We start from the raw sequence: 26,944 nt of genomic DNA on the forward strand, positions 1-26,944 counted from the left end.
ATTCATTGCTCTGACGAGCGAGAGACTTTTGCTTGCTGGCTTACTAGCACCAATCTGGAAGGTATTGAATGAATCTTGATTTCTACGGCGACGATTCGAAGGGGATCATCAAGCTTGACCCTCGCACGAAGCTGTTTTTGTTTCTTGCCAGCAGCATCGTGAGCCTCAATCTTTATGGCATTTGGGGCATGGTTGTTTTCAGCGGCCTTCTGTGCCTGCTTCTTGGGCTATGCGGAAAGCGCGCATTTGCCGTCGGCGCGTTCGCGGTGTTTGCTGCTGTGGTGTTTTTGCGTACCTGTGTCGAGATGCAGGGAACGGGGGCGGGCGGTTTTGTGCTTGTAACGCAAGCGCTCTGCACGCTTTTCCTGTTCGTGTTTCCTATAACCATCTCGTTGCTCATGCTTGTCCAAACAACACGTATTAGCCAGTTCCTGTACGCCTTCCAGGCCATGCATTTGCCTGCTGCGTTCACTATTCCTCTCGCCGTGTTGTTCCGCTTCATCCCAACAGTACAAGACGAATGGGCGGGCATACGAAAAGCGATGTCGTTTCGCGGTATCGAACTTACATTCGGCGCGGTGATACGTAATCCCGGCACTGCCATCGAATATCTGCTGGTCCCACTGTTGTTCTCAAGTGTAAGCGTCATGGAGGAACTTGCCGCGGCAGCCGAGGCGCGTGGTCTAGATGCCGATTGCAGGCGTAGTTCTTACGAAGAAGTGCATCTGAGCGCGGCGGACTACATTGTCATGGCTTTGTTCGGCGCAATTACGATCTATGTAGTAGCCAGTGTTGCAATGGGGGTTGCATGATGATTCGCTTCGAAAACGTAAGCTTCCATTATGGCGGTGAGCACGGCACCGGCGAAGGCGTCGATAACATTGATCTTGCCATAACGGAGGGCGAATGTGTTGTCTTTTGTGGCCGTAGCGGATGTGGCAAGACTACTATCACGCGCCTTATTAACGGTCTTGCACCCCATTTCTTCGAAGGCGTTATGGAAGGTGCTGTCTATATTGGCGAAACATGCGTGACAACCGAGCCGCTTTCTGTGACGGCATCGCTTGCGGGCAGCGTTTTCCAGAATCCGAAGAGCCAGTTTTTCAATGTAGACACCACAGGCGAGCTTTCTTTCGGCTGCGAGAACCTGGGCATGGAGCGCGACGAGATACGGGCCCGCGTCGCTCGCACTACTGATGATCTTCAACTGCAGGCACTTGTCGATCGCAATATCTTCGAGCTTTCTGGTGGCGAGAAGCAGCAAATCGCGTTTGGTTCCGTATATGCGACAGATCCGCTTGTGTATGTGATGGACGAACCGTCGTCGAATCTTGATCGCGCAGCCATGCACCGGCTTCATGACGTCATCGCGCGTGTGAAGGCCGCGGGCAAGACCGTGGTTGTATCTGAGCATCGCCTTCATTTCCTCATGGATATCGCCGACCGCTTCATCTACTTAGACGATGGGCGTATAGCAGGCGAATACACGCCTGAAGAGCTTGCTGCCTTGACCAATGACGAATTACGCGCACTCGGATTGCGAACGACTAACCTGGACTCGCTTGTCGCGTCCAAACAGAATCGGGAGGAAGATTCCGCGTTTACTCGGTCTACCCCCGCTATCGAAGCGCTCGATCTGTCGTGCGTGAAAGGTGGAGCCCATATCCTCGATATCGAGCGGCTCAATCTGCCTACGAACAGTATCATCGCGCTCATCGGCGACAATGGCAGCGGCAAGAGCACACTTTCCGAAGCACTTTGCGGAGTGATACCGTCAAATGGCGGCATCGCATTCGAAGGCTCTTATCTGGGTGACAAAGCGCGTGCAAAGCGTAGCTTCATGGTTATGCAGGATGTGAACCGTCAGCTTTTCTCCGACAGTTCGATTGAGGAAGTGCTGCTGAACGCCAGCACCACGCGCGAGGAAGCGCTCGCTGTTCTCGACAGGATCGGGTTGACAGACTGCGCGAATCGGCACCCGAACAGCCTCTCTGGCGGACAGAAGCAACGCGTGGCCATAGCAAGCGCGCTGTGCGCGGGCAAGGACATCATTTTCTACGATGAGCCCACAAGCGGCCTCGACCGCGAAGGCATGGAATTGTTCGCCACGCTGCTGCGCGACATGAAAGACAAGGTGGGTACGCAAGTCATCGTGACGCATGACCCCGAGCTCATTATGGCAGCATGCACGCATGTGCTGCGTATGGACAACGGTCGTGTCGTAGGCATCTATCCGCTTAATGCTGAAGGGCGCGAGCGCGTGATCTACTACTTCACGTCGAAGAGCACCCAAAACACCAGTCGTAAACGCGACAAGAGGGGTGCCATAGCGCGAATTCTCTCCTATGAGGGAAAGCATAAGCGCAAGACCATCGCCGCAGCTGCTGCCATGACGGTCGGAGCGCTCTTCTCGGTAATACCGTACCTTTTGGCTTATCGGCTGATAGACGCGGTGGTGCAAGGCCAGCCGCTCACACTGGAATCGGCAGCTCCACTTCTAATCGGCATCCTTGCCTGCCTAGTAATGCATGCTATGTGCTACATGCTTGGCTTGAGCCTGTCTCATCGAGGCGCATACGAAACCTTGTACAACATTCGCTGCTCGTTGCAGGAAAAGCTTGATCGCCAGCCTATCGGCTGTGTACGCGACAGAGGATCGGGCGCCCTTAAGAAGCTGTTCACCGACGATATCGAATCCATCGAACTGTTGCTTGCGCACATGATTCCCGAAGGAATTGCGAACATTTCCGTTCCCGCAGTCGCCCTGCTGGCCATGGCTGCAATCGATTGGCGATTGTGCCTGCTCACGGTGATTATCGTCGCATTCGGCGTAAGCGTGTCAGGGCAGATGTACGAGGTGGGCATGGACCGCATGGGAAGCTACTTCGCTGCCACAAAGCGCCTAAACAACACCATTGTCGAATACGTGAACGGTATGGAAGTAGTGCGCGTGTTCAACCGCTCTGGCGATGCCATCGAGAAAATTGAACGTGCCATACAGGGGTATCGCGATTTCGCATTGGCGTGGTACGAGGTCTGCTGGCCGTGGATGGCGGTATACGGTTCTATTTTCTGGACGATCACACTTTATACGCTGCCCGTGGGTGCCTTGTTCATTTTGCTGGGAACTCTGAGTGTATCTGAATACATTCTGGTGTTGTGTATGAGCTTTGGCATTGGCCAGCTGCTTTCGCACATCATAGGGTTCATGGGGTCGATACCGCAGGTAAACTACAAGATCCAGGCGCTTGAAAAAGCGCTCGATCGACCACCGCTGCGTGAAGGTAACGCCACGTTTTCAGGTACGTCGCACGATATCGTGCTCGACGACGTGCATTTTGGCTACGGCAACGATGAGGTGCTCAAGGGCATAAGCTTCACCGCGTACGAAGGCCAGATGACAGCTGTGGTTGGGCCGAGTGGATCTGGCAAGTCCACAATTGCAAAGCTGGTGGCGCACTATTACGACATCGAAAGCGGGAAGGTAAGTCTGGGCGGTCAGAACATCTGCGACATGCGGCTCGAAGAGCTGAATAACCAGATAGCGTACGTATCCCAAGAGCAATTTTTGTTCAACCAATCCATTCTGGAAAACATCCGCATAGGAAAGCCGTGCGCTACCGACACTGAGGTGAAGGAAGCGGCACGCAAGGCTATGTGCGAAGAGTTCATTTCCCAGCTGCCGCATGGCTACAATACTCAAGCGGGCGCTGCGGGAGGTATGCTTTCTGGCGGCCAGCGCCAGCGCATTGCGTTTGCACGGGCGATGCTCAAAGATGCGCCCGTGATCGTACTCGACGAGGCAACAGCTTACGTTGACCCAGAAAACACCGAGAAGATGAGTGCCGCCATCGCTGAACTGGTGCGCAACAAAACAGTGATAGTCATTGCGCACCGTCTGAGCACCATCGTGGATGCAGATAAGATTCTTGTTCTTGACGGTGGGGCCATCGTTGATGAAGGGACACACGAACAGCTGCTTGCACGATGTGCTCTCTACCGCGATCTGTGGGCGGCATCTGAACGCGCCAGCGCATGGTCGCTCAAAGGCGGTGATGCTGCATGCTAAGGCTCATTCATCAAATCATGTTGTTCGCAGGCTCGTACGCGCTACGCATACGTGTTTCATATATCTTTGCCTTCTTGAAGTCGCTGTGTGCGAATGGGCCGGTAATCGTTGCCATAGTGCTCGTGAATATGTTGCTCGAAGGTACGCTTGAGCCATCAGGGTGTGTCGTTGCGGGGGTTGTGCTCTTGCTGCTCATCGTGCTGCAATCGGTGTTCCAAAACATTGTTGATCGCTTGCAGTCAGCCGCTGGCTACCTGATGTTCGCCGACGCGCGCATGAAGCTTGCAACGCATTTGCGCCATCTTCCGATGGGATATTTCACGGCAGGCAATTTGGGCAAGATCAGCTCGGTGCTCTCTGCCGATATGGTGTTTGTCGAAGAGCAGAGCATGGATGTTCTTTCCCAGGTCATAAGCGATGTTTTCGCGCAAATCATTATCGTGGCCTTCATGTTCTGGCTCCATCCCGCCATTGGATTTGCCGCATTGGCAACTGTTCTTGTCGCGGTCGTGGTGGCTCAGTTCATGAACCGCGAGGCTCTTGGAAAATCCGCCAATCGGCAACAGGCCATAGAGCAGTTGACGGGAGCGGTGCTTGAATACGCCGAGGGCATTGCGGTGAACAAGAGCTTTAATCGCGCGGGCGCTGGTGCACGCGAGCTGCGCGAGGCGTTCGCGGAATCGCGGGACCACAACCTGTCTTTCGAGCGGTTCATCAGTCCGTGGCAGCGCGCGCTGCTCGTCATCTACGCAATCGGTATGAGCGTCGTGGTTGCGCTGTGCGTGTGGCTCTATGGGCAGGGCGCAATGGAGCCTGGAAATTTCATCGGCGTCATGTTCTTTGCATTCAACCTTTTTGCACCACTCAAGCACATGTATAGCCTAGACGGCACTGCGGCCATCATGAAAGTGAGCCTCGACAGGGTTCAATCGGTCCTTGATGAAGAAGAAATAGAAGACAATGGAAGGAAAGTTTTGCCCGCCTCATCGGAAGATGTGCCAGAAATCGAGTTTCGCAATGTGAGCTTCTCTTACAAAGACGAAGAGGTTCTGCATGATATCTCCTTTACCGCCCACGTAGGCGAAACGGTCGCACTCGTCGGACAAAGCGGATCGGGCAAGACCACGTTGACCAATCTGCTCGCCCGTTTCTGGGATGTGGACTCCGGGCAGGTTCTGGTGCGCGGAGTGGATGTACGCGAGCTTCCGAGCGAGGTGCTTATGGGCGTCTTGAGCATGGTATTCCAACGCGTGTACTTGTTCGAGGATACGGTACGCGCAAACTTGAGCATGGGTGCGCCAGAAGCAAGCGACAAACGCATTGTCCAAGCTGCCGAAAAGGCGCAGTGCTTGAACTTCATCATGAAGTTGCCCTATGGTTTCGACACGGTAATAGGTGAGGGTGCGTCAACACTTTCCGGCGGCGAAGCACAACGTCTTTCCATCGCGCGCTGCATTCTAAAGGACGCGCTGATCGTCATCCTAGACGAGGCGACGGCAAACTTAGATGCCGACAATGAGAGCGCCATACAACAGGCCATGAGCGAACTTTGTCGGGATAAGACAACTATCGTTATCGCCCACCACTTGAGCACCATCATGTCAGCTGACAAGATTGTGGTGCTCGATTCTGGCCGTGTTGCCGAAATGGGAAGCCACGAGGAACTGATCGCGCGTGACGGCATGTACGCGAAGATGGTCGCTGCCGAACTTACAGCAGGGGCGTGGTCGAGCTGCAAAGGGGAGGCTTAAGCGATGGGTAAGGCGACTATAAAAATGATTGGACTGGCGTGCATGGCCATGAGCATATTCATGGTAGAGTTTGGTATCCATGTGCCTGCCGCTCTGGACATGATGGCGGGAGCCAGTGCAATCCCTGAATCCGGCTTTCTGTCCACTGCGTTGGTAGTGCTGGGTCTTCTTGTCTTGCTCATAGGCTTCATTATGTACGCCGTTGTGCGCAAGGACTGACGAACAAACCAAGGGTTATGGGTACGCCTGTGAGTAGAGTGAGCGTCAAGCCTCCACTGCAGCCCCGTTCATTCAATCGCCCAATAGCCCCGTCCCCAATGGGTTGCTGCGACTATTGTTGCTGGGGAAACGGGGAGTAAATCAAGGGAGTAGTCGCGCTTTTCGGGCTACAACGGCTTGCAAAGCGGATTTGTAGTCACCCCGGTGATTACAAAGTGATGCGGATTCGGTGATAAGGAACGTACCTCGATGAACTACATAACACGCAACGGTACGTATTTGAATGACTCCTCCATCGAGGAGGAATAAATCTTTGAGAAACGGAAGTTCTCCTTCTGGCCGTGAACTCAGATGGCGGGAGGGCGCGATAGAATACCGGTTCAGAGAACTGGTGTCGGCGTCTGGGATTTATTCCTTTGCCGGGCTTCCCCCATCGGTTGATCTAGGTGAGTTCAAAACGATACTGCAATACCCGGCTGTTCAGCTAGCCCCGCAAATTGACTACTGCTGGAATAGCGTCTATGCCTAGACCTACGAGGCGCGATCTGACGGGGTGGGTGGGGGTCGGCTCTTTCCCTGGGTGCCGCCAGATAGTAGAATGGCGGGAAAAGAGAAAGAGGACATGATGACTTCTGCCGAGATGGAAGACATAATCAGAGAAGTCGAGCACAGCTTGGCCGTGGAGCATATGCGCATGTCCGATGCAGAGAAGGAGAACCTCCGCAGGGTCGGTCGGGGCGAGTTGACGTATCGCGACCTCATCGGTGAATACGTGGCGGATGCCAAGCGCCTGGCGGCTTCGCATGCCTAACCCCAAGGTCTACGGCTATCAATACGACCCCGACGATCCTTACGTGTACAAGGGCACCAACGTCCTCGTAAACAAGTTCGGGCTGACGGACTTCGATGAGCTTTGGAAGGTTGAGAGAGAGCTATAACCGGCGTTACTGCGGTCGAGCTTTAGGTGTTTGCGGTCGCTTGACAGCTCCTAATGGGTTCGCCGCCGGGATGATCTTTGTCTTGGAAGCGCTTTTCGGCTTCACTGTCATTCGTTTTGTGGCATCATGATGTGCGTGTTCAACAGTTCTGGGCGGTGCTTGCGTGAAGCTGGCCTGCGGAGAAGCTCGCCTGCGGGAAAGTTTGCCTACCAGGAAGCGGGCCTTTCGGAGAAGCCGGCGGGAAGGGGATCTATGTCAGTGCTCTTCGTCGAGTATCCCAAGTGCTCGACGTGCAAGAAAGCCAAGAAGTGGCTTGAGGATAATGGAATCGCGTTCGAGGATCGCGACATCGTCGCGCAGAACCCGACAGCGGGGGAGCTGAGGGCGTGGCATGAGGCGTCCGGGCTGCCCATCAGGCGATTCTTCAATACGTCGGGGATGCTCTACCGCGAGCAGGGCATCAAGCAGAAGCTCGACGCCGGCATGGCTGACGAGGAAGCTTACGTGTTGCTGGCAAGCAACGGCATGCTGGTGAAGCGGCCTTTGCTGATTGTCGACGGCGTGCCGGCGACGCCGGGCTTCAAAGAGGCCGACTGGAGGGCTGCCCTCGGCTAGCTCTCCCTGTTCCCTGGCTGAAAGGAGGGGAGGCTCGTGCGGGCATTCATAGCGCTCGAACTGCCGAAGGCGTTTGTCGATGAGGTGGCGGGCATGGCGCGCGTGTTGGGCGGTGTCGTCAAAGGGCGGTTCGTCTCGAGGGGGAATTACCACGTAACCCTCGCTTTTCTTGGAGAAGTGGATGATGTGACCGCGAGGCAGGTCATGGGCGTGCTCGACGAAGCATGCGCAAGCGCAGCCCCGGTGCGCTTGGCGGCTGACGGGCTGGGGAAGTTCGGGCGCGCCTCGGACGCCACCCTGTGGCTGGGCGTTGCCGAGGATGCCGGGCTGATGGCGCTTGCGGCGTCGGTGCGCGAGGGTTTGGCCTCTCGCGGAATCCCGTTCGACCCCAAGCCCTTCAAGCCGCATATCACCTTGGCGCGTCGCGCGCACATTCCGAACGGCTCGCTTCCGCTCGTCCCCTTTCCGGAGCCGGTTTTCGCTACCAAAGCCACGCTCTTCAAGAGCACGTTGGACCGGCAAGGTGCCATCTACAAGCCGCTGTATGAAGTCGAGTGGTGATAGCCGGGGCCTTTCGCTGAGTTTCAATTCTTGTCCAGGAAATCGTCCGGGCCTCGAATCGTCTGGGGCTTCTTTCGTGACACGTCTGTTTGCAGAACGCCTGCCGTTTCTAAATTGTACACTTTGCGCTTCCAGTCCTCGCATGCGATGTCGCGAGGGCACGCCTTACTCCGCTTTACTCCGCCTTACTCCGTCATTTGGGGATTAGCCAGCGCAGTAGGCGCAGCAACGAAACGCGGTAGCGACTGTTCTGCGCTATCGCTGCCGTCGTTACTCCGCCTTACTCCGCCTTACTCCGTCATTTCGCAAGCGTATAGTGTTGGGAGGGGTCATTTGGCGCCGTTCCGTGCCAGACGAGGATCTGCTTATCAACAAGCCCCCGCAAGGTTCGGGCGCAGAGCTTGCTGCCCTTGCCGGTCCGGTCGACGAGTCCCTTCGTCGTGACGCGCCCTTGCGCCATGGCAAGCTGCATTGCGGCGATCTCGTACTCGTTGAGCGTCTCGAGCACGTCAACGCCTACAACCTCCTCCAAGCTACCGCCGCGCCAGAGCATGCGAGACGAGATGCTGTTCTCGAGCGTCAGCATCACCGATGCGTTGTTCGGCTCCGAGAACATCGGAGGGTTCAGCAGGTAGGCGTCCATGTCCCCGTAGATGCGGTCGACGCCCTCGTTGAGCTCCCTCACCCAGCCTAGCTCAACGAGCGTCCTTGCTATGACGGGGTTTCGCGACCAGCGCGTGTGGCGAAGGTTCTCCAATGTCACCAGGTTCGGAAGCTTGCCCGGGCTTTGTATCTCCATGCGGTCGTCGAAGATCGACACGCGGATGTAGTCGCCGCTGTACCCGTAGTTCCTGTGAGTAACGGCGTTCACCACGCCTTCGAGCCAGGCGAACTCGGGGTATTCGGGAACTACCTGGAACAAGCCGTCGTCCCCCAGCGACTGGAAATCTCGCAGTTGCTCGGAGACCATCGCCTTCACGCCGTCGAGGACCTTGGGGATGGGGCCGTCGAAGGTGCGGTCCTTGACGATGTTGAGCCTGCGCCCCGTTTCCCTCCCTATGCCATCGTAGCGCAGCACGCGAACGCGCGCCCAGGGCAAGTACTTCGGCGGGTACTCGGCGAACAGCAGGACGCCGGCGTTCGTCAGGTGCCCGTCGACGAGGAAGCCCCGGCTGCGAAGCACTTGCTCGTCTGAGGATCTGGTTCCCAGCGCGGCTTTGTAGCGCGCCATCACGGCAGCCTTTGATGGTGACGGTCACTGGTTGTTCGATGAATCATCTCCCGTCAGGCGACCGATTCTTAGAACATATAGGCGCAGGCAGACAATGACGCCAACAGGATCAATCGCAACGTCATCGACCACTTGAGAGCTGGCCTCAGGGGAAATGCCACATCTGATGATGTCATATCTAATCTGACCTTGGGCTTCTGGGCGCACATGACCGATCGAAACCATGAACGCGATCTGTGGATTCCTGCCCTTCATAAGGTGTGGCCAAAAGGCACTTCTCGCAGCGACATCAACAATCGCATCTCGGAGATAAATACAGTTCGCAACCGTGCTGCCCATCATGAGCATTTGTTTGCGCCTGTTGGTTCTGCTTGTTCAACGCTGGAATCATGCCAAGAGGCAGTCTCGCTGTTTTCGCAACTGGAGCCAGAGGCTTACGACTACATATACGGAAACAATGACGGAGAATGCTCTGTGAGCGAGTTCGTTGGCAATAATCCCGCACCCTGCAGCGTCGTGATTTAGCTTGCTCGCCTCACCAGGCGCCGCTTTTTTGCTGCCTTTGCCGCATTTTCGTTGGTGCTTCTGAGCTCGCACATGAATCGTTAAGCGGTGGTTACGTCCAGCTTCAACCCGAAGGCCCTTACAACCTTTTGAACGGTGTCAAACGATGGGTTTCCCGTAGGCGAAAGCGCTTTGTAGAGGCCATCGCGAGTGACTCCGGTCTCTTTAGAGAGCTGGGTCATACCCTTTGCACGAGCGATGTCGCCAAGGGCAGCTGCGATCACTGACGTGTCGCCATCTTCCAGAGCAGCATTAAGGTAGGCGGCCATGTCCTCATCTGTTGCAAGGTATTCGGACACATCCCATTTCGTAGCTTTTTTCATCTTTGCTCCTATTGCTCATATTCAGCATCGAGTCTCTTGGCTTTCTCTATATCCTTCTCCTGCGATGATTTGTCTCCACCGATCAGGAGCAGAAGAATCTCCCTGCCATGTTGCGAGTAATACACGCGATAGCCTGGACCATAATCGATTCGAAGTTCGTGCACGCCATCGCCGACGGGCTTAGTATCGCCAAGGTTCCCCGTCAGAGAGATTCGCTTGAGCCGCACGTTGATGCGTGCTCGAGCATCGACGTCTTTCAGATGCTTGAGCCATTTTGCGAATTCGTCTGTTTGCCGGATGTCGATCATTTCCGAAGTGTATACTATATTCTACACATTGTCAATTGTCTAGAGAGTACCATAAGATCGCACGCGCGCGGGCGACGGGCTCCTCCTCGCCGTACCAACGTATGCGGTACTTCCGGACGTCCATGGTGACGCCGACCTCTGTCGCACTCTGCGTCTTCTCGGCTGCCGTGTCCTGGATAATGCTGTCGTCGAGCTGGATGCGGACCTCGATCTCGTTAGGAATGGGCTCGCCCGTGCCGACGCCTCCATGCATCGCACCAATATGCACGGCAAAGCATCCGCTCTCGTCGCAACCCCGTCTGTGCCTTAAAATGCTTGATGCGAAGAGTTGCGGAAGGAGACGGGCCATGCGGCACGAATGCAGGATCACGGTTTTGGAGACCAAGTGCTTCGAGGACTACCAGGAGAAGTACTTGGCCGACCCCAAGTCGGGCCCGTGCCCGTTCTTCAAGCCGGGAGACACCTTCCTACTTAAGCGCACGCCCCAACAAGACGACTTCTACCACCTGATGAACGGGAGGTTCTGCGGCGAGGCGTGGGATGCCATAAGCCGCTACGTGTACGCCGCTCTGCAGGGTGGCTCCATCATGAAGAGCTGGACGAACGACGACCGCATGATGATCGCCTGCTGCAACGACGGCACGCGCCCTGTCATCTTTAAGATCGAGCGCATCGACATACCCGAGAATGGCGAAGAAGAAGAGTGGCTGGCTAAGCAGGACTTCACGAACACTGCAGAGGACGCCTACACTGGTTAGCGGCGCTCCAGCTGCCTAGGGCTCATGCGTTGACAGGGGCGAGAAGGCATAGCGTGGCAAATCGCGCCAGGCGCTCTTCTGGGCGGGCGACGGAGCGTTTCTGAGCCATGGCACAGCGCTCGCCACCTGGGACATCTGTGACGTCAATCCGACCGTGGCCCACGTGATCGTCCCGAAGAGAAGGCGCGTCCAAAACAGGGGCGGAACAAGAGGTAGATCTGGCGAGGTTGGGGAGGTTCGATAGGCTGACTCCCTGTTTTGGTTTTGCCAAATGCGGGTACAATCAAATGGTCAATAGATGTACGCATTATCATGAGGCTTGAGTCAGGTGTTTTTGACGTGATTTGACGTGTTGGGAGCGCCCGCTTTAAGGTGCGCAAAGAATTGTACGATACCGGAGGTGGAGAGGGGCCTTGGCGAACGCGCTCACCATAGGCAGGATCGTGCTTAGCGTCGTGCTGCTCATGTCGGCTGCGCTCTCGCCGGCCTTCCTCGCCATCTACGTCGTTGCCGGCCTGACAGACATGCTCGATGGCTTCGTGGCGAGGAGGACGGGGACGGAAAGCGAGCTCGGCGCCAGGCTCGACAGCGTTGCGGATGCCGCTCTCGTCATCGTCTGCCTGGTGAAGATACTGCCCGTCGTCTCGGCGCCGCCGTGGCTGTGGGCTTGGATCGCGGTGATAGCCATGGTGAAGGCGGCGAATGTGATAAGCGGCTTCGTGGTGGCGAAGCGCCTGGTCATGCCTCACACCGTCGCCAACAAGGCCGCAGGGCTCGTGACGTTCCTCGTGCCGTTCGCCATCCCGTTCTTCGGCGTCGCCGTCCCAGCTGTCCCCGCGTGCGTCGTGGCGACGTTCGCGGCAGTTCAGGAAGGGCACCTCATCAGAACAGGCTCCGTCGACCTATGATGCCCTCATTTCCACGTCCCTGCGTATTCTGCCAAGGGCTCAAGCTGCGCCTTGTCGGAATGGTCGAACGATGTTCCCAGCATCTCGACCATGAAGTCCCCCTGGCGGTCGCGGTCGCTCTTCTTGGCCGTAGACCTCTTCACCGCCTTCAAGATCATTCTTTGGGGCAGCCCGAGCTTGTCGAGGCGGAAGCCGCCCTCCAGATAGAAGAGCGGAGTGTCCGCCAGCTTGTTCTGCTCTCGAATGCTGGCGACAACCTCTTCGAAGGGGGGAGTGCAGCCGACGGCGAACACGGCGTCAGGCGTTGCGATGTCGCGCAGCTTGTCCAACCCCACGATCGCGTTTCCCATGACCCAGCCGCCGAAGATGATCCGATCATATGCGCCAAGCTCGGCTTTGCCGAGCTTTTTCAGCGATACGCAAGGGCAGCTTAGGCGCTCGGATAGCTCAAGCGCATACTGCTCGGTGAATCCGGTGTTGGAGCTATAGATTACGATCGTCCCCATGCTCTCCTCCTCTGAGCTTCTCGGTGTTTTCAATGAGCTGCATGAATGTTCGAGCCATGCTGCTGATCACGTCATCGGGAATATCCGCGAAGATCTGCTGCATTGCCTGATCGCTTGCCTGCTCATGCTGGCTTCTGAACTGCAGGGCTTTCTCGGTCAAGGTTATTCGCTGCTTGCGCTTGTCTGCTTCGTCCTGCTGAAACTGCAGGTAGCCGGCTGACTCCAGCTTGGACAAAACCTGCTTTGCGTTTTGGTGCGAGCAGCCGAGCAAGTCGGCCATGTCCTTGATGGTCGGCGGCTCTGGAAACAAGGTGACGCAGTTCATGAAGAAGACCTGCTTCCAGCTCAGCTCCGCAAAATAAGCGTCTGCCGCCGCTTGGAAGCTGTTGTTGAAGCGGTTGATCAGGCCGATGAGGAAGTAGCTTTCTCCTATCTGCTCAGAATCGATCCCCGCAAAGACGTTGCCCATGTCCATCCGTTCTTCAAAGTATGGAAGATATTACCTACCATGTTATTATACAAGAGGTTACCTTTATTGTTAAGACGCTTTTTTTGTAAGATGATAGAGCTGTATTGATGACGGCATGGTTCTGCCATGAGCTGTTGCGTCCTCCATGAGGGGCTGGGGGAGGGCCGCCTGCGAAGCGAGGCGTCTGAAGGTGGAGGCCCAGCTCAGAAGCGAGGAGGCCGGGTGGCTCTCCTTGGTATGCCCCATGGGCATGATGCTAATTGCATTATAGGTAATGAGGATTTCCCGCTTGCTGATGCATACTTGAGCGAAAGAGAATCAAGAGAAGGGGACGTCATGGAGCTTGAAGACTACCTTGACCATTTGAACAGCGGAAAGACGGTCGACGGCGGATCGGAGATGCACGAGTTCATGCACCTGGTCAGCCAAGAGGCCATTCGCATCTGCGCCGACATCAACTCCTCCTACCACACGCCCGAAGAGCTCACGATGCTCTTCGCGGAGCTGACGGGCCGCCCTGTCCCAGAGGGCTTTGCCCTGTTCCCGCCGTTCAACGCGGACTGTGGGAAGAACATCCATCTGGGGAAGAGCGTGTTCATCAACAGCGGCTGCAAGTTCCAGGACCAGGGCGGCATCTATATCGGCGACCGCGCGCTCATCGGGCACAACGTGGTCCTGGCAACGCTCAACCACCCGCTCGACCCTGCCAGGCGCTCAAGCCTCGAGCCTGCGCCCATACGCATCGAAGAGGACGTCTGGATCGGGTCGGGCGCCATCGTGCTTCCTGGCGTTCGCATCGGACGCGGTTCGGTGGTTGCGGCGGGCGCGGTTGTCACGAAGGACGTCCCGGCCATGACCGTGGTCGGCGGCGTCCCCGCCAAGCCCATCAAGAAGATCGACGCGCCTTCGGGCTCCCAGGAGCCGCTGCCTCCCTCTTCGGCGCCAGGAAGAGACGCGGCAGCTCGGCCGCAAGCCGTCTGACGGGGGGCGTAGGTGAGCACCATGGCCAAGGCAGTCACGCGCATCGTCTCAGCCGCTCTCCTTCTCGGCGTTCTCGTTCTCGCGGGATGCGCGGGATCGGGCAGCGAAGGCGGCGGCAGTCCGGCTGACGGCCAGTCCTCTGGCGTGCAGGCGGAAGCGCAAGAAGGCGAGCGCGAAGAGCTGAAAGGCGCTGGGCAGAAGGAGGGGCTTCCGATGCAGCAGTCGGCTGCAACAGCGGTGATGACGATCGACGACGTGCAGTTCAGCATCGATCTGGCTGACAACGAGACGACGGCGGCCTTCGCGGCAACGCTCCCCATGGAGGCGGAGATGTCCGAGCTGAACGGCAACGAGAAGTACGTCTACCTCGACGCGGCGTTACCTGCGAGTCCGGCAAGCCCGGGCACCATAGAGGCGGGCGACGTGATGCTCTATGGCGACAACTGTCTCGTTGTGTTCTACGAGCCGCATCAGACCGCGTACTCCTATACGAGGATCGGCAGAGTCTCCGACGCGTCGGGCTTGGCTGCTGCGGTTGGAAGCGGATCGGTAAGCGCAAGATTCACGCTGGCCTGATGTAATGGCAATCAGGCTAGGCAGAGCCCGCGGAAAAGGATGAGAGACGGTTGCGCAGGTTTCCCCTGCCCAGATCCACGGGGATGATGCCCGGCGGGCTTTCGCGCCTCTAGCTCTAGAATCCGTGTTTGCCGAGCTCGTCGGAGGGGGCCTATGAAGCGCTCGACGGAGCACGGCGCAGCCTTATAATGGTGGCTGGCAGATAATAGCGTCACAAGGGAAGGAAGAGATGGTAACCATGGCAATCAAGCAGACCGCAGGGCGCGAGCAGCTGGGGAATTTCGCACCTGAGTTCGCGCGCCTGAACGACGACGTCTTGTTCGGCGAGGTGTGGAACCGACAGGACAAGCTCTCCCTCCGCGACCGCAGCCTGGTGACCGTGGTGTCGCTCATGGCACAGGGCCTCGTTGACCCGTCTTTCGAGTATCACCTGATCAGCGCCAAGAACAACGGCATCACGAAATCCGAGATAGCCGAGATACTCACCCATGCCGCCTTCTACGCCGGTTGGCCCAAGGCATGGGCCGCCTTCCGCATGGCTGCGAAGGTCTGGGCCGAAGAGCCAACGGAGGAAGAGGGCGGGCGCGCCGCCCATGAGCGCACCTGCATCTTCCCCATCGGCGAGCCCAATGCGGCGTATGCCCAGTATTTCGTCGGGAACAGCTACCTTGCGCCTGTCTCCACGGAGCAGGTGGCGTTCTTCAACGTGACCTTCGAGCCGGGGTGCCGCAACAACTGGCATGTCCATCATGCGAGCGAGGGCGGCGGGCAGATGCTCGTCTGCGTCGCCGGTCGCGGCTGGTACCAGGAGTGGGGGAAGCCTGCCCAGAAGATGCTGCCGGGCGACGTCATCCACATCCCTGCGAACGTGAAGCACTGGCATGGCGCGGCTGCTGACAGCTGGTTCTCTCACCTGGCCTTCGAGATCGAGGGGGCTGACGCGTCCAACGAGTGGCTCGAGCCGGTAAGCGAAGCTGAGTACGAAAACCTCTGAGGAAGCCTCTGCGAAAGCCTCGAGGGAGGCGCCGCCGCTGCGCCCTTCCCCTGCCCTTTCGCGATTGCCGTAGAATCGGGCTTTGCGGGCAAAGCCCGATTCTGCCCTTCGACGCTGAAGTGATCGCGTGTGCCGGGTTCCTTTGCCCCTCCATGAATAGTAAGATTTGGAGCGGCTTGTTCTCAAGCGCATGCGCTGTTCGTAATCTTTGTCGCAAAGGACGCGTGGAGGTCAGCTCAGATGGCGTTTTTCGAGGTAAGAGGGCTCACGGTATCCTATGGGCGAAACGGCATCCCGTTCGAGCCTTTCAACGGCATCAGCTTCGAGCTTTTGGAGGGGCAGGTCGCAGACCTCGTGGGCCCTTCGGGGTCGGGCAAGTCGAGCCTGCTCTGCGCTTGCGCGCGCCTCCTTCCCAAGGCGAGCGGCGCCCTTTCGCTCAAGGGGGTTGACGCGGGCTCGCTCTCGCCGGAGGAATGGCGGAGGCGCGTCTGCTACGTGCCGCAGAAGCCCACCGTCATCCCCGGCACCGTGCGCGACAACCTCCTGCTTCCCTGGAGCCTGCGGGTCCGCCGAAGCGACAACCCGCCCAGCGACGAGGCGCTTCGCTCGCTCATGGGCGAAGCCTCCCTCGGCGACGTGGGCCTCGACCGGGACGCTGCGCAGCTGTCGGGCGGCGAGCTCGCCCGGGTCGCGCTCCTGCGCGCCTTCGCGACCAAGCCGGACGTTCTTCTGCTCGACGAGGTTGACGCCGCGCTCGACGACGGCACGGCGCGGTCGGTTTCCCGCCTCACGCGCAGGCTGGTTCGCGACAGCACGACGTGCCTGCGCATCCGCCACAGGCCCCCTGATGGCGCGGCCGACAGGACGCTCAAGTTGGAGCGCGGCAAGATCACTCAGCTCGACCACGCGGAAGAGGGGGCGTAAGGTGGACGCAGGCGTCATCGACATCGGGTATCTGGAGCTCTTCGGAGCCGCGGCCTTCATGCTCGTGGCGGCCGTCGTCGCGTGGTCGCTCAGGCTCAGGCAGACCAAGGCCATCGTGGTCGCCACCGTCCGCTGCTTCCTGCAGCTTCTGGCGATGGGGCTGCTCCTCGTCTACCTGTTCAAGTACCAGTCGTGGTGGCTCGTCTGCCTCGTGCTCGTGGGGATGGCGCTTGCCGCCACGCAGATCGCCATGGGGCGCGTGAAGGGCAAGGCGCTGCGCATCTGGCCGGAGGTGTTCGGCTCGATCTTCCTGTCGTCGATGATCGTGGCGTTCACCGTGGTCGAGGCCATCGTCCACGCCTCGCCCTGGTATGACGCGCGCGTGCTCGTGCCGATATCGGGAATGGTGCTCGGCAACACCCTGAGCGCGACTGCCGTGGCGATCGACCGGCTCTTCTCGGACATGGACGCGCGCTCCGACGAGATCATGGCGTATCTGGCGCTCGGCTCCACGCCGAGGGAGGCGGCGTTCCCCTCGATCCGCTCGGCGATAGGGTCGGGCCTCACCCCCGCCCTCGCCACCATGTCAGCAGCGGGGATCGTCCAGATCCCCGGCATGATGTCCGGGCAGGTGCTTGCCGGCGCCGACCCCATGATCGCGGCGAAGTACCAGATCGTCGTCTTGCTCATGATCTCCGCGGCCACGACCTTGGCCATCGTCGCGATCTGCTTCACCACCTATCGCAAGCGCTTCACGCCAGACGGGTGCTTCCTCTCTCCCGCGCTGCGCGACGAGCAGTAGCTTTCGCTACGCTTGGGGCTCCGCGGTCTTGCGGATGGGGATCTGGACCTCGGTCAGCCACTCGGATACGTCGTCCTTGTTCCAGATGCCGTCGATGTAGCTCGTGCGGGGATCGCCGGCGACCTCGTATCCGTTCTGCTCGACCCATTCGAGCGCGTGGGCGAACGCGGGTCCCATGTCCTCGTAGGGACCCTGGTGCATCACCGAGGCCACGTCGAGCGCGGGCGCCACCATAAAGCGGATCCCGTCGAAGTCGTCCTTCAGCTCGGTCACGGCCTCGCAGTAGAGGATGTGGTTGTCCGTCTCGCGCCACTCGCGGTCGAGGTTCACCGTGTAGCAGTACTTGGGCGTGGCGCACCTGAGGTCAGGATACTTTGCGCGCAGCTTCTCGCCGAGCGCCGGCATCTCCCTGAAGTAGTCCGCGAACGTGCGCATCGTGTACTCCTTGCAGTAGATGATCTGCTCGGGGATGTGCTTCACCGTCGTCGTGTATGGCATGGTGCCCTCCTTGTTCTCCTTCAGAATGAACTGGACGCGAGAGAGCATGGCCTGCCGCTCGGCGATCTCCTGCTCGAGCTCCGTGGCGTGATGTCGCAGTATCTCCTCCGCATCGCCTCCGGATGCGATGCGGGCGACCTGGCCGATGGGAAGCCCCGCCTGGCGAAGCGACTGGATGCGGTGCAGGTCCACGAGCTGTGCCGCGTCGTAGAGCCGGTAGCCCGTGAACCGGTCCACCGCGCGCGGCTTCAGAAGCCCCACCTCGTCGTAGTAGCGCAGCGTCTTCACCGTGGTCATGGCCATCTTCGAGAACTCGCCGATGCGGAACATGCCTTGCCTTTCTCTCGCGATGCCACCAGTCTCATCCCTCCCGCAGCGGGAGAGTCAAGGAGCGTTTTTCAATTATCTCTTACTCGCGCGAAGCGGCGGCGGCCGGCGACGAGGCGCGCCGGCCGCCGGGCTTTTTTCCTTACAGCCTTCTCAGCACGATGCCGATGCTGTTCAGCAGCCTGCCCGCGTCGGCCTCCATCGAGGCGCGGTCGCCGGCGGCGTACTCGTTGTCGCAGGCGAGCCAATCCGCCCACGCCTCATCATGGCAGCTCAAGGGGGCTATGCGCTCGATGCGCACGCCGCGCGTGGGCTCGATCATGGCGCGCCACCAGTCCATGTCATGCATGTACTCCAGCTGCTCGGGCGTCCAGCTCAGCAGCAGCTCGGGAGGCAGGTTGTCGTGGCAGTCTCGCACCATGCCGGGGATGGCGAAGTACAGAAGCCCGCCGCGCTTGACGTGCGGCAGGAGCTTCTCGCCCAGGTACGCGGAGTCGCGGCCGAAGTAGTTGTAGGAGTCGATGCTGACGACTGCGTCGAAGAACTCCGTGGCGAAGGGCAGCCCCTGCGAGGCGTCGGCCTTGACGGGGCAGATCTGCCGGTTGGACAGCCCCATCTCCTCGAAGAAGCGCATGTTCTCGCCGGGGTCGCTCCACAGGTCGACGGCATAGGTGGCAAAGCCGTACTCGCGGGCCAGCATGCACGAGGTGATGCCCGTGCCCGAGCCGAGGTCGAGCACCACGGCGCCTCGCGGGATCTCATGCTCGCGAAGGAGCTCCTCGCAGAGCTTCAGGGGGTTGGGGCCCATGATCTTGGATTTGACGACGCTTGGAGGGAACGTCCCTGATTTGGGGAAGTGGTTCATCGTTGTCTCTTTCTGTAGTTTCGCATGAATGGAGTCGAATGAGGCGAACACCAACCGTGCGACCTGACGGCCGTTCTCGATAAGAGCTATTCGGTTGGCGTTCTTCTACAGAACAATGACCAAAAAGACATCCCCTTGAAGGACTTGGTTTTACAACGGCCCTATTCTACGGCGGGACGCAGCGGTTTTCAAGGGCGCGCCATGTCCTGCCTTGCGGCGTCTGCCCTGCCGCGCCCGCCTCGCCCTGCCCCGCCCTGCCGCACCTCGCCCTCTGTGCCCGCCATACGCTGCCCTGCCCAGGCAATTCCACGATCAGCCCATCCTCTTTGATGCGCGCATCGCAACCGTGCTAGACTGCTCAAGTGACTTCCGTTTGCCTTGATTCATCGCCGTGGAGGTTCTCGTTTTCCGGCAACTCGGCTTTCCTGGTCCGCGAGCTTATGGAGGGGTGTCCATGCGCGTTGAGACGTTGGCGTTGTTTCTTTCCGTAGCCCAGTATCGGTCCATCTCCCATGCGGCTCGCCAGCATTACATCTCCCAGCAAGGCGCCTCGGCCGCCATCAAGGGCCTTGAGGCGGAGCTGGAGGTTGCGCTGTTCGACCGCACGCCGACGGGGCTTCAGCTTACGGGCGCGGGCCAGGCCATTGCCAAGGAGGTCCAGGCTCTCCTCGACGCCTATCGACGGGTGCAGGTGGCGGCGGCGCTGGGGGACCAGAGGTGGGAGGGCGAGCAGCTCACCGTCGTGTCCATGCCCTTCGTCACCAACCGCCTGGATGCGATGTTCTCCGAGTACGACTCCATGGCGGTCGGCCCTCGGCTGCGCATCGTGGAGCAGAGCCTGCTCGAGATCGCCCGCATGTACGCCCAAGACGAATCGGGCGCGTTGTTCCTGGTGGCGCTTCCTTCGTTTGCGGAGGGCATCGACCAGCGGGTAGTGGACGATTTCAACCCGTTGGTGGAGTGCGAGCTCATGGTGGCGTGCGCCGCCTCCCACCCCCTCGCCAGCCGGGGGCACGCGACGCCCGAAGACCTGGGCTCCATGCCGATTGCCTGCTATTGCGAGGAGTTCCTCATGCGCATCCTCACCCACATCATGGCGGGAGGCCACCCCAACATCCAGCTGCTGACGTCTAACCTCGCCATGATCGGGCGAGCCGTTGCTTCCGGTGAGATGATAACGTTCACCGACTCGCTCTCGACGTTCCTCGACCGTCCGGATCCCAACACCGTGGTGCGGCCCATTCGCCCGGAGGTCCTGTTCCGGGTGGGGATGCTGGGAGTTGCCGACGAAAGCGGGCCGGCGGCGCGCTTCGCTCGGTTCATGCGGCAGTATCTGAGCCTGTCCTGCTCAACCTACCTCGAGCGTCACGGGACGGCATCGGCGCTCGCGGCGGACGCGTCAGGTGGGGAGGTGAATTCGTGAAGGCGTTTCGCTACGTAATCGACCAGGGGATATGCCGTGCGTGCGGGTCATGCGCGAAGGCGTGCCCCGCCAGCGCGGTCCTTCGGAACGCGGATCGGAGCTTCGAGATAGACCAGGCGCTCTGCGATCGCTGCGGCGCGTGCGTCCAGGCGTGCAAGCTGCGGGCGATCGTGAAGAGGCGCGGCCTCTTCCGCTAGGATCCCTATAAGGCGGCTTTGCCTGGCGCGCAGCGCGCGGTCTCAGGCTCGCCTGCGTCTGCCGAGGTCACCCCATACAACATTTCCTTGTGGGGCCAACCGCTGCTCGTTGTTTGTCGCCGATTCTCGTCCCCTCGATAATGCTCGTCAAGGGCATTTCGACGAGAGGAGGACGGATGGGCTCGGTAATCCCATTGCCCGACGGGGGCAAACTGGTGAAGACCAACTGCTTCGAATGCCATGCCAAATGCGGGGTCCTGTGCGAGGTGAACAAGGACGGGGAGCTTGTGAGCGTGAAGGGCAACCCCGAAGACCCGCGAAGCGAGGGGAGGCTGTGCAGCAAAGGCCTGTCGGCGAAGAAGATTCTCTACGATCCGGAGCGCTTGCGCTGGCCGTTGAGGCGCAAGGGCGAGCGCGGCGCAGGAGACTGGGAGCGGATCACCTGGGACGAGGCGCTTGACTGGCTGGAGGGGCGCATCCGCGCCATCACCGACGAGCACGGCGCCGAGGCGATAGCCTTCGGCCAGGGCACCGGCCGCGGCACGAACCAGTGGACGGCCCGCATGGGCAATGCGGGCGGGCGCGTGCACCACAGCCTGGCCCCGGGCAACATCTGCCTGGTGCCCATGATGGTGCAGTCCATCGTGCAGCTGGGGTGCTTCCCCATCTTCGACGGCTGCGACTTCGACCACGCCGACTGCATCGTGTTCTGGGGAGCCAACTCGGTGTGGACTGAGGCCACCTACAGCTCGGGGCAGATCGGCCGCTCGCGTGACCGCGGCGCCAAGCTCATCGTCATCGACCCGTTCTTCGAGCACCCGCTGGCTGCGAAAGCCGACCACTTCCTTGGCGTGCGCCCGGGGGCGGACACCTATGTCGCCATGGCGTGGCTCAACGTGATCATCGGCGAGGACCTGTACGACCACGAGTTCACCCGGAAGCACACCAACGCCCCCATGCTGCTCATCGACGGGCCGGACGTGCCCCTCAACGGCCAGCTCATCGACCCTGAGGGCAATCCCCAGAGCATGCTCGTGTTCGACAGGGCCAGCGGGCAGCTGGTGGACACCCACGTCAAGGGCGTTGACGAGGACATGGAGTACCGCGGCATGGTGACGCTTGCCGACGGAAGCGAAGTGCCGGTGAAGACCGTCTGGGCGGCTCTCAAGGACCTGGTCGCCGAGTGGACGCCCGAGCGGGCGAGCGAGATGAGCTGGGTGCCGGCTGACGTCATTCGCGAGTCCGCGCGCACCTACGCCAACGCGCCTGCTGCCACCATCAACGTGTTCCAGGGCGTGGAGGAGCAGACCAACTGCCGCGACACCATCCAGCTGATCCTCATGATCATAGCCATCTGCGGCAACTTGGAGAAGAAGGGCGGAAACCTGAGCATGCCCTTCTGGAACCAGATGTTCGCGCTGTCCGGCCCCAGCCCCGAGACAGCGGTCGAGCTCCGCATGGTTGACGAGCGGGCGCCGGGGCACCTGAACGGCTCGGGCAACACCAACATGATATTCAACGCCATGCTGACCGACGAGCCGTATCCCGTGCGCGGGTACATCATGGTCCAAGGCAACCCGCTCTCCTGGTCGGAGGACACGAAGTTCGTTCGCCGCGCCCTCATGAGCCTGGATCTGCTCGTGTGCATGGACTACTACATGTCGCCTACCTGCGAGCTGGCTGACCTGGTCCTGCCCTCCACGCACTGGACCGAGCGCGACTACCTGGCTGACGAGGTGTGCAGCGAGTGGGTGTTCGCCCAGCAGAAGGCCGTGGAGCCGCTTTACGAGCGCAAAAGCGACGTGTGGTTCTTCCGCACGCTGGGGCATCGGCTGAATCCCGAGTGGTGGCCGTGGGAGACTGACGAGGAGCTGTTCGACTGGCAGCTTGAGCAGACGCACGCGGGCATCACCTGGGATGCGCTCAAGGAGCAGTGGATCCATCATCTGCCCATGATGCCGTCGCGCCATTTCGAGGAGAACGGCTTCGCCACGCCGTCGGGCCGCGCTGAGCTGTACTGCGTGGCTGAGCTGGCCGTGGGGGCGGGCCCCTTCCCGAAGGCGAGCGAGCCGAAGGAGAGCCCGTATGCCACGCCTGAGGTCGCCGAGGAGTACCCGCTGATCGGCGTGACCGGCCGACGCTACCCGGTGTACTACCACTCCGCCTACCGCGGCATTCCGCACCTGCGGGAGATCGTGCCCGAGCCCCAGGTCATGTTCCATACCTCCGTCGCCCGCGAGCTGGGCGTCGAGTACGGCGAATGGGTGTGGATCGAGTCGCCGACCGGCCGCATCACCATGAAGGCGCGGCCGACCGACGGCGTGGACCCGCGCGTGTGCGTGATTCCCCATGGCTGGTGGCAGGGCTGCGCGGCGATCGGGGCGCAGGCGTATCCCGATGACATGTGCAACGTGAACGTCATCACCGGAGCGCGCGCCTACAACGACGAGTTCATGACGCCCGGCCTGCGCAGTACGCTGTGCCGTATCGTGAAGAAGGAGGGCGGTGAGTAGCTATGTCCGATAAACGCTATGGAATGGTCATTGACCTTGACAAATGCACGGGATGCCAGGCATGCGCGGTGGCCTGCAAGATGGAGAACGACGTAGATCTGGGCGTGTTCTGGGAGCGCGTCTACCGCATGGGGCCCATCGGCGAGTTCCCCGACAAGCTGGAGATGTTCTACTTCCCGAACCAGTGCATGCACTGCGAGAACCCCAGCTGCATCGACGTGTGCCCCACGAAGGCGACCTATCAGACCGACGAGGGCGTCGTGCTGGTGGATGCGAGCTTGTGCTTCGGCTGCCAGTACTGCATCTGGGCCTGCCCCTACGAGGCTCGCACGCTGAATCCCCATACCAAGATCGTGGAGAAGTGCATCCTGTGCGTCCACCGCTTGGAGAAGGGCGAGCAGCCCCTGTGCGCCTACACCTGCACGACGGGATGCCGCGTGGCGGGGGACTTGGGCGATCCGGAAAGCCAGGTGTCCCAGGTCCTCGCGCAGAACGAGGATCGAGCCTATCGGGTGCACCCTGAATTCGGCAACAAGCCCTCGGTCGTGTACCTCCTGCCTCGGAAGGGAGCTGAGACGCTATGCAAATCCATTGGCCGCTAATCGTGTCAACTACGTGCCAGCGCGTGGGCTTGGGCCTGTTCATCTGCGCGTTCCTTGGCTTCGTCTGCGTGGGGTCCCCCGTTGGCCTCTCCGTGGTAGCGTGGATCACGCTGGTCTTGCTGGCGGTGGGGGGCATCGCCTCCGTCTTCCACCTGCAGCGCCCGAAGCGCTTCTTCAACGCCTTCAAGAACCCGAAGTCGCACCTCGCCCAGGAGGCGATCGTCACGCCGTTTCTGGGAGTTGCCCTCTTGGCCTGCGGGCTTGACGGCGTGCTGTATGACCTGGGCGAAGCGAGCCTTCTCGCGGGCGCCGTCGCCGCCGCCCTGGCTGCGGCGTTCCTCGTCTGCACCGGCTTGGCCTACCAGATGGGCTCGCGTCCGGCTTGGAACACGCCCTTCGTGCTGGTGCTGTTCCTGCTCACGGCGCTCTCGGCGGGCACCATCGGCGTGGTGGTGCTGTGGCTCGTCTCGGTGGGGCTGGTCCCCGTCGTCTTCGTGTGGGCGGCCGTCGCGTCGACCGCCGTCTGCGTTGCATGCCAGATCGCTTACGTGGCGCGCATGCGCTCGGTCGGCTACGGGGTGAACGTCGAGGCCACGAAGGAGCCCTATCGGCCTTACTTCATCGCATGGGTCGTTATGGGGGCCGCCGTCCCGCTGACCATGCTGCTCTCGCTCCTCATCATCCCCTTGGCCCCCGTGATCTCGTGCGTCATCGCATGGTTGAGCTGCGCGTGCGGCATTGCCGCCTGGACCATGCTGTTCTTCAGGGGCGCTCACAAGGTGAAGATGTTCCCCATGTATCCGGTTGACCTGAATCTCGACATGTAGGAATCGCCGCAACTGCGGGCTCTGCGAGGGGACGGCGCGGCCTTTCCGCCCTTCCCCTCGCCCTTGAAGGCAACTCTCCTCGAAAGAAGGAATCTTATGGCAGAGAAGAAGTTCTATGGTTGGAAGGTCGTGGTGGTAACCGCAGTGCTGTACGCCCTGCTGGGAAACTTCGGCCTGGCCGCAGCGCAGATCACCATTCCCGTCATGGCGCTGGACCCCACGGTGGGAATGGATCGCACCATGATAGGCATCGGGTTCACGGTGTTCATCCTCATGCAGGGTCTGCCCGGGCCGCTCATCGGCAAGTTCGTCGAGAAGTACGGGGCTAAGAACGCGTTTCTCGCCGGCTCGGTCCTCATCATAGCCACGGGCATCCTGCTCGGGCTCTTCGCCGGAGCCTCCACCGCCGCGTACATCGTGTTGTTCGGCGTGCTGCTCAGCTTCTCGAGCACGCTTGGCGGCCAGGTGGCGACGCAGACCACCATCGGCAGCTGGTTCGTCATGAAGCGCGGCCTGGCCATGGCGGTGACCATGGGCCTGGGAGGCGTGGTCGCGTTCTCGTTCCCGCTCATCACCAACGCCGCCATAGGCGAGGCGGGGAACTGGCCCATGGGCTTCTTCCTCATCTCCGTCATGGGCGCCGTGTCGCTTGTCGTGGCGTTCTTGCTCATGCGCAACAAGCCTGCTGACATGGGCCAGAACCCCGACGGGATGACCGACGCGCAGCTGCGGGAGGCAACGGCCGCCGCGGGAGACGCCCCGGCTGATGCGGGCGCAGCTGCGAAGAAGGGCGGCGTGTTCAAGAACGCGCAGTCCATGACGCAGGGCCAGGCGTTTCGCACCCCGGCGTTCTGGCTCATCCTGACCGCGGCGCTCTCCATCTTCGTGGCGTTGAACATGGCCGTGTCTTCCGGGGTGCTGCATTTCAGCGGGCTGGGCATCGACGCCACGGTCATCGCTGGCGCTGTGGCCGTGCAGGGCATCGCGGCCGTTGCGGTGAACCTGGTCATCGCGCCTCTGGCCGACCGCATCGAGCCCGCCCGCATTCTGGGCGTCTGCGCCGGCCTCACCGCCGCCGGCGCCCTGTGCGCGGCGTTCGCGCAGTCGGGCGACGTGGTCATGCTGTACCTGTACTACATCCTGCTGGGCCTCGGGTTCGGGGGGAACACCAGCGTCATGCCCACGGCGTTTGCCAACTACTTCGGCATCGCCAACTTCCCTAAGATCATCGGCACGGTGCTGCTTCTGCTCTCGCTGCTCTCGGGGCTCGTGCCCACCATCGCCGGCATCGCGTTTGACGCGACGGGCACGTATGTGACCATGTTCGCGGTCATCGCCGCCATCTGCGCCGTCGGCGCGCTGGCAGGCTTCCTCGTTCGCTTTCCCAAGCGCGCCTAGCCAAGACGCCTGAGGGCATATGAAGGGGAGGGGCGGGCGCCTTGTCGGGCGCCCGCCCTGTTGTCTGCCTCCCGAGCGCTGCTTCTCGCGAAAGGCGTCTTCTTCGCGCCAAGATGACCTCGGAGGAACGGCGGGCGGCTTTTGGCCGGGCGGGGGCTGCGGGAAGGCTCTGGACGGCGGGAGCTGCATCGCTGATCTTGGGTGGGCGAACCGGCGCGCCGTCGAACTGGCGCGCCGTCGGGGTATAATCACCTCACGTTCTGGGGAGGCTGACATGCTCAGGGTTCAAGGGAAATATCTGCTGACCATCGCTTCCGCGGTGTGGTTTCTCGCCGGGCTGAACATCCTTCGCCTGGGGGTCTCGGCTTGCCTGGAGGGGAGCACCCCGACCTGGGTCATGGCGGCGGGCATCCCGCTCATCTTCCTGGTATTCCACCTGATGTTCTCGAAGCTCGTCGGCAAGCACTCCGACCGCATCCGCGGCTACGGTGAGGAGAGGACGCACGTCCTGAGGTTCTTCGACGTGAAGGGATACGCCATCATGGCCGTCATGATGGGCGGCGGAATCTCGATGCGCGCCTTCGGGCTGGTCCCGACGTGGTTCGTCGCCTTCTTCTACACGGGGCTGGGAATCGCCCTCGCGCTTGCCGGCATCGGGTTCATGATCCACTTCGCGAAGCGCGGCGGCTACGTCGTGTGTCCCGTCACGAAGAAGACGCGGCTGGCGTAGGCTGCGGGGCAGGCTGCGCGCTGGTGTGGGCTGCGGAGCTGGCGTAGGCCGCGGGTGAGGCGGGGCC

The 26,944-nt window shown here is 60.5% G+C and carries 31 protein-coding genes; 22 read left to right on the forward strand and 9 right to left on the reverse strand.

Going from position 1 to position 26,944, the window contains the following annotated elements:
• Positions 1-68: 68 nt before the first annotated feature.
• From G7Y49_RS00295 to thpR, 8 genes are all read left to right on the forward strand, one after another.
• The gene (locus G7Y49_RS00295; RefSeq protein ID WP_165170076.1) at positions 69-812 is read left to right on the forward strand and encodes an energy-coupling factor transporter transmembrane component T; all 744 of its coding nucleotides are present in this window, start codon (positions 69-71) and stop codon (positions 810-812) included.
• Positions 809-4,069, forward strand: coding sequence for an energy-coupling factor transporter ATPase (locus G7Y49_RS00300; RefSeq protein WP_241157205.1), 3,261 nt, complete (start codon positions 809-811; stop codon positions 4,067-4,069). The genes G7Y49_RS00295 and G7Y49_RS00300 overlap by 4 nt, the downstream gene beginning before the upstream one ends.
• A 128-nt stretch (positions 4,070-4,197) precedes the next feature.
• On the forward strand, positions 4,198-5,820 hold the full coding sequence (locus tag G7Y49_RS00305) for an ABC transporter ATP-binding protein (RefSeq protein ID WP_241157211.1): 1,623 nt from the start codon (positions 4,198-4,200) through the stop codon (positions 5,818-5,820).
• A gap of 3 nt (positions 5,821-5,823) precedes the next feature.
• Positions 5,824-6,039: a hypothetical protein gene (locus G7Y49_RS00310; RefSeq protein ID WP_165170080.1), complete on the forward strand. Its 216-nt coding sequence runs from the start codon at positions 5,824-5,826 to the stop codon at positions 6,037-6,039.
• Positions 6,040-6,637: 598 nt separating this feature from the next.
• On the forward strand, positions 6,638-6,850 hold the full coding sequence (locus G7Y49_RS00315; RefSeq protein ID WP_206214486.1) for a hypothetical protein: 213 nt from the start codon (positions 6,638-6,640) through the stop codon (positions 6,848-6,850).
• Positions 6,843-6,977 carry a hypothetical protein gene (locus G7Y49_RS12335; protein ID WP_255465891.1) on the forward strand — a complete coding sequence of 45 codons (135 nt, stop codon included), beginning with the start codon at positions 6,843-6,845 and terminating at the stop codon, positions 6,975-6,977. The genes G7Y49_RS00315 and G7Y49_RS12335 overlap by 8 nt, the downstream gene beginning before the upstream one ends.
• 252 nt (positions 6,978-7,229) lie before the next feature.
• Positions 7,230-7,592 (forward strand): arsenate reductase family protein, encoded by a 363-nt coding sequence (locus G7Y49_RS00320; RefSeq protein ID WP_165170084.1) that lies wholly within the window; start codon positions 7,230-7,232, stop codon positions 7,590-7,592.
• Between the two features lie 36 nt (positions 7,593-7,628).
• The gene (gene thpR, locus G7Y49_RS00325; protein WP_165170086.1) at positions 7,629-8,153 is read left to right on the forward strand and encodes an RNA 2',3'-cyclic phosphodiesterase; all 525 of its coding nucleotides are present in this window, start codon (positions 7,629-7,631) and stop codon (positions 8,151-8,153) included.
• Between the two features lie 298 nt (positions 8,154-8,451).
• On the opposite strand, the gene G7Y49_RS00330 is transcribed toward thpR, so the two are convergent.
• From G7Y49_RS00330 to G7Y49_RS00350, 5 genes are all read right to left on the reverse strand, one after another.
• Positions 8,452-9,384 carry an ATP-binding protein gene (locus tag G7Y49_RS00330; protein ID WP_165170088.1) on the reverse strand — a complete coding sequence of 311 codons (933 nt, stop codon included), beginning with the start codon at positions 9,382-9,384 and terminating at the stop codon, positions 8,452-8,454.
• Between the two features lie 24 nt (positions 9,385-9,408).
• On the reverse strand, positions 9,409-9,726 hold the full coding sequence (locus tag G7Y49_RS00335; RefSeq protein WP_165170090.1) for a hypothetical protein: 318 nt from the start codon (positions 9,724-9,726) through the stop codon (positions 9,409-9,411).
• A 263-nt stretch (positions 9,727-9,989) separates the two neighbouring features.
• Positions 9,990-10,271, reverse strand: a complete 282-nt coding sequence (locus tag G7Y49_RS00340; RefSeq protein ID WP_165170092.1) for an addiction module antidote protein — start codon at positions 10,269-10,271, stop codon at positions 9,990-9,992.
• Between the two features lie 8 nt (positions 10,272-10,279).
• Complete coding sequence (locus tag G7Y49_RS00345; RefSeq protein WP_165170094.1) at positions 10,280-10,579, reverse strand: type II toxin-antitoxin system RelE/ParE family toxin; 300 nt, start codon at positions 10,577-10,579, stop codon at positions 10,280-10,282.
• Positions 10,580-10,610: 31 nt separating this feature from the next.
• Complete coding sequence (locus tag G7Y49_RS00350; protein ID WP_206214488.1) at positions 10,611-10,832, reverse strand: hypothetical protein; 222 nt, start codon at positions 10,830-10,832, stop codon at positions 10,611-10,613.
• Positions 10,833-10,926: 94 nt separating this feature from the next.
• On the opposite strand from G7Y49_RS00350, the gene G7Y49_RS00355 reads away from it, so the two are divergent.
• Complete coding sequence (locus G7Y49_RS00355) at positions 10,927-11,337, forward strand: TIGR04076 family protein (RefSeq protein ID WP_165170098.1); 411 nt, start codon at positions 10,927-10,929, stop codon at positions 11,335-11,337.
• A 413-nt stretch (positions 11,338-11,750) separates the two neighbouring features.
• On the forward strand, positions 11,751-12,245 hold the full coding sequence (locus G7Y49_RS00360) for a CDP-alcohol phosphatidyltransferase family protein (RefSeq protein WP_165170100.1): 495 nt from the start codon (positions 11,751-11,753) through the stop codon (positions 12,243-12,245).
• Positions 12,246-12,250: 5 nt separating this feature from the next.
• Here the strand turns inward: G7Y49_RS00360 and G7Y49_RS00365 are convergent, their stop codons facing one another.
• Positions 12,251-12,751 (reverse strand): flavodoxin domain-containing protein, encoded by a 501-nt coding sequence (locus G7Y49_RS00365; protein ID WP_165170102.1) that lies wholly within the window; start codon positions 12,749-12,751, stop codon positions 12,251-12,253.
• Positions 12,729-13,220, reverse strand: a complete 492-nt coding sequence (locus G7Y49_RS00370; protein WP_165170104.1) for a MarR family winged helix-turn-helix transcriptional regulator — start codon at positions 13,218-13,220, stop codon at positions 12,729-12,731. The genes G7Y49_RS00365 and G7Y49_RS00370 overlap by 23 nt, the downstream gene beginning before the upstream one ends.
• A gap of 336 nt (positions 13,221-13,556) precedes the next feature.
• Here G7Y49_RS00370 and G7Y49_RS12380 point away from each other — a divergent pair, with 336 nt between their 5' ends.
• The 5 genes from G7Y49_RS12380 (at position 13,557) to fetB (ending at position 17,497) form a co-directional block, all read left to right on the forward strand.
• A complete protein-coding gene (locus tag G7Y49_RS12380) occupies positions 13,557-14,201 on the forward strand; it encodes a sugar O-acetyltransferase (RefSeq protein WP_165170106.1) in 645 nt (214 codons plus the stop codon).
• A gap of 21 nt (positions 14,202-14,222) precedes the next feature.
• Entirely contained in the window at positions 14,223-14,777 is a 555-nt protein-coding gene (locus tag G7Y49_RS00380; RefSeq protein ID WP_206214489.1) for a cyclophilin-like fold protein, read from the forward strand.
• Between the two features lie 238 nt (positions 14,778-15,015).
• Positions 15,016-15,771 (forward strand): carboxymuconolactone decarboxylase family protein, encoded by a 756-nt coding sequence (locus G7Y49_RS00385; protein ID WP_165170108.1) that lies wholly within the window; start codon positions 15,016-15,018, stop codon positions 15,769-15,771.
• Positions 15,772-16,011: 240 nt separating this feature from the next.
• Positions 16,012-16,695 carry an ATP-binding cassette domain-containing protein gene (locus G7Y49_RS00390; RefSeq protein ID WP_165170110.1) on the forward strand — a complete coding sequence of 228 codons (684 nt, stop codon included), beginning with the start codon at positions 16,012-16,014 and terminating at the stop codon, positions 16,693-16,695.
• Between the two features lies 1 nt (position 16,696).
• Positions 16,697-17,497, forward strand: coding sequence for an iron export ABC transporter permease subunit FetB (gene fetB, locus G7Y49_RS00395; protein WP_165170112.1), 801 nt, complete (start codon positions 16,697-16,699; stop codon positions 17,495-17,497).
• Positions 17,498-17,503: 6 nt separating this feature from the next.
• Here the strand turns inward: fetB and G7Y49_RS00400 are convergent, their stop codons facing one another.
• Together G7Y49_RS00400 and G7Y49_RS00405 are read right to left on the reverse strand one after the other, a co-directional pair.
• Entirely contained in the window at positions 17,504-18,325 is an 822-nt protein-coding gene (locus G7Y49_RS00400; RefSeq protein WP_165170114.1) for a MerR family transcriptional regulator, read from the reverse strand.
• Positions 18,326-18,464: 139 nt separating this feature from the next.
• Entirely contained in the window at positions 18,465-19,130 is a 666-nt protein-coding gene (locus G7Y49_RS00405) for a cyclopropane-fatty-acyl-phospholipid synthase family protein (protein WP_241157206.1), read from the reverse strand.
• Between the two features lie 511 nt (positions 19,131-19,641).
• Between G7Y49_RS00405 and G7Y49_RS00410 the strand changes: the two genes are divergently transcribed.
• The 7 genes from G7Y49_RS00410 to G7Y49_RS00440 all read left to right on the forward strand — a co-directional run bounded on the left by G7Y49_RS00410 (position 19,642) and on the right by G7Y49_RS00440 (position 26,877).
• The gene (locus G7Y49_RS00410; protein ID WP_165170118.1) at positions 19,642-20,610 is read left to right on the forward strand and encodes a LysR family transcriptional regulator; all 969 of its coding nucleotides are present in this window, start codon (positions 19,642-19,644) and stop codon (positions 20,608-20,610) included.
• The gene (locus G7Y49_RS00415) at positions 20,607-20,807 is read left to right on the forward strand and encodes a 4Fe-4S binding protein (RefSeq protein ID WP_165170120.1); all 201 of its coding nucleotides are present in this window, start codon (positions 20,607-20,609) and stop codon (positions 20,805-20,807) included. Before G7Y49_RS00410 ends, G7Y49_RS00415 begins: the two co-directional genes overlap by 4 nt.
• Before the next feature lie 176 nt (positions 20,808-20,983).
• Positions 20,984-23,320, forward strand: coding sequence for a molybdopterin-dependent oxidoreductase (locus G7Y49_RS00420; RefSeq protein WP_165170122.1), 2,337 nt, complete (start codon positions 20,984-20,986; stop codon positions 23,318-23,320).
• Positions 23,321-23,343: 23 nt separating this feature from the next.
• Complete coding sequence (locus tag G7Y49_RS00425; RefSeq protein ID WP_165170259.1) at positions 23,344-23,922, forward strand: 4Fe-4S dicluster domain-containing protein; 579 nt, start codon at positions 23,344-23,346, stop codon at positions 23,920-23,922.
• Positions 23,901-24,749 (forward strand): DmsC/YnfH family molybdoenzyme membrane anchor subunit, encoded by an 849-nt coding sequence (locus G7Y49_RS00430; RefSeq protein ID WP_165170124.1) that lies wholly within the window; start codon positions 23,901-23,903, stop codon positions 24,747-24,749. Before G7Y49_RS00425 ends, G7Y49_RS00430 begins: the two co-directional genes overlap by 22 nt.
• Before the next feature lie 96 nt (positions 24,750-24,845).
• Complete coding sequence (locus G7Y49_RS00435) at positions 24,846-26,147, forward strand: MFS transporter (protein WP_165170126.1); 1,302 nt, start codon at positions 24,846-24,848, stop codon at positions 26,145-26,147.
• Between the two features lie 274 nt (positions 26,148-26,421).
• Positions 26,422-26,877: a hypothetical protein gene (locus tag G7Y49_RS00440; RefSeq protein ID WP_165170128.1), complete on the forward strand. Its 456-nt coding sequence runs from the start codon at positions 26,422-26,424 to the stop codon at positions 26,875-26,877.
• The last annotated feature ends 67 nt before the right edge of the window (positions 26,878-26,944 follow it).

The organism is Adlercreutzia sp. ZJ242, assembly GCF_011038995.1.
GTDB lineage: Bacteria > Actinomycetota > Coriobacteriia > Coriobacteriales > Eggerthellaceae > CAAEEV01.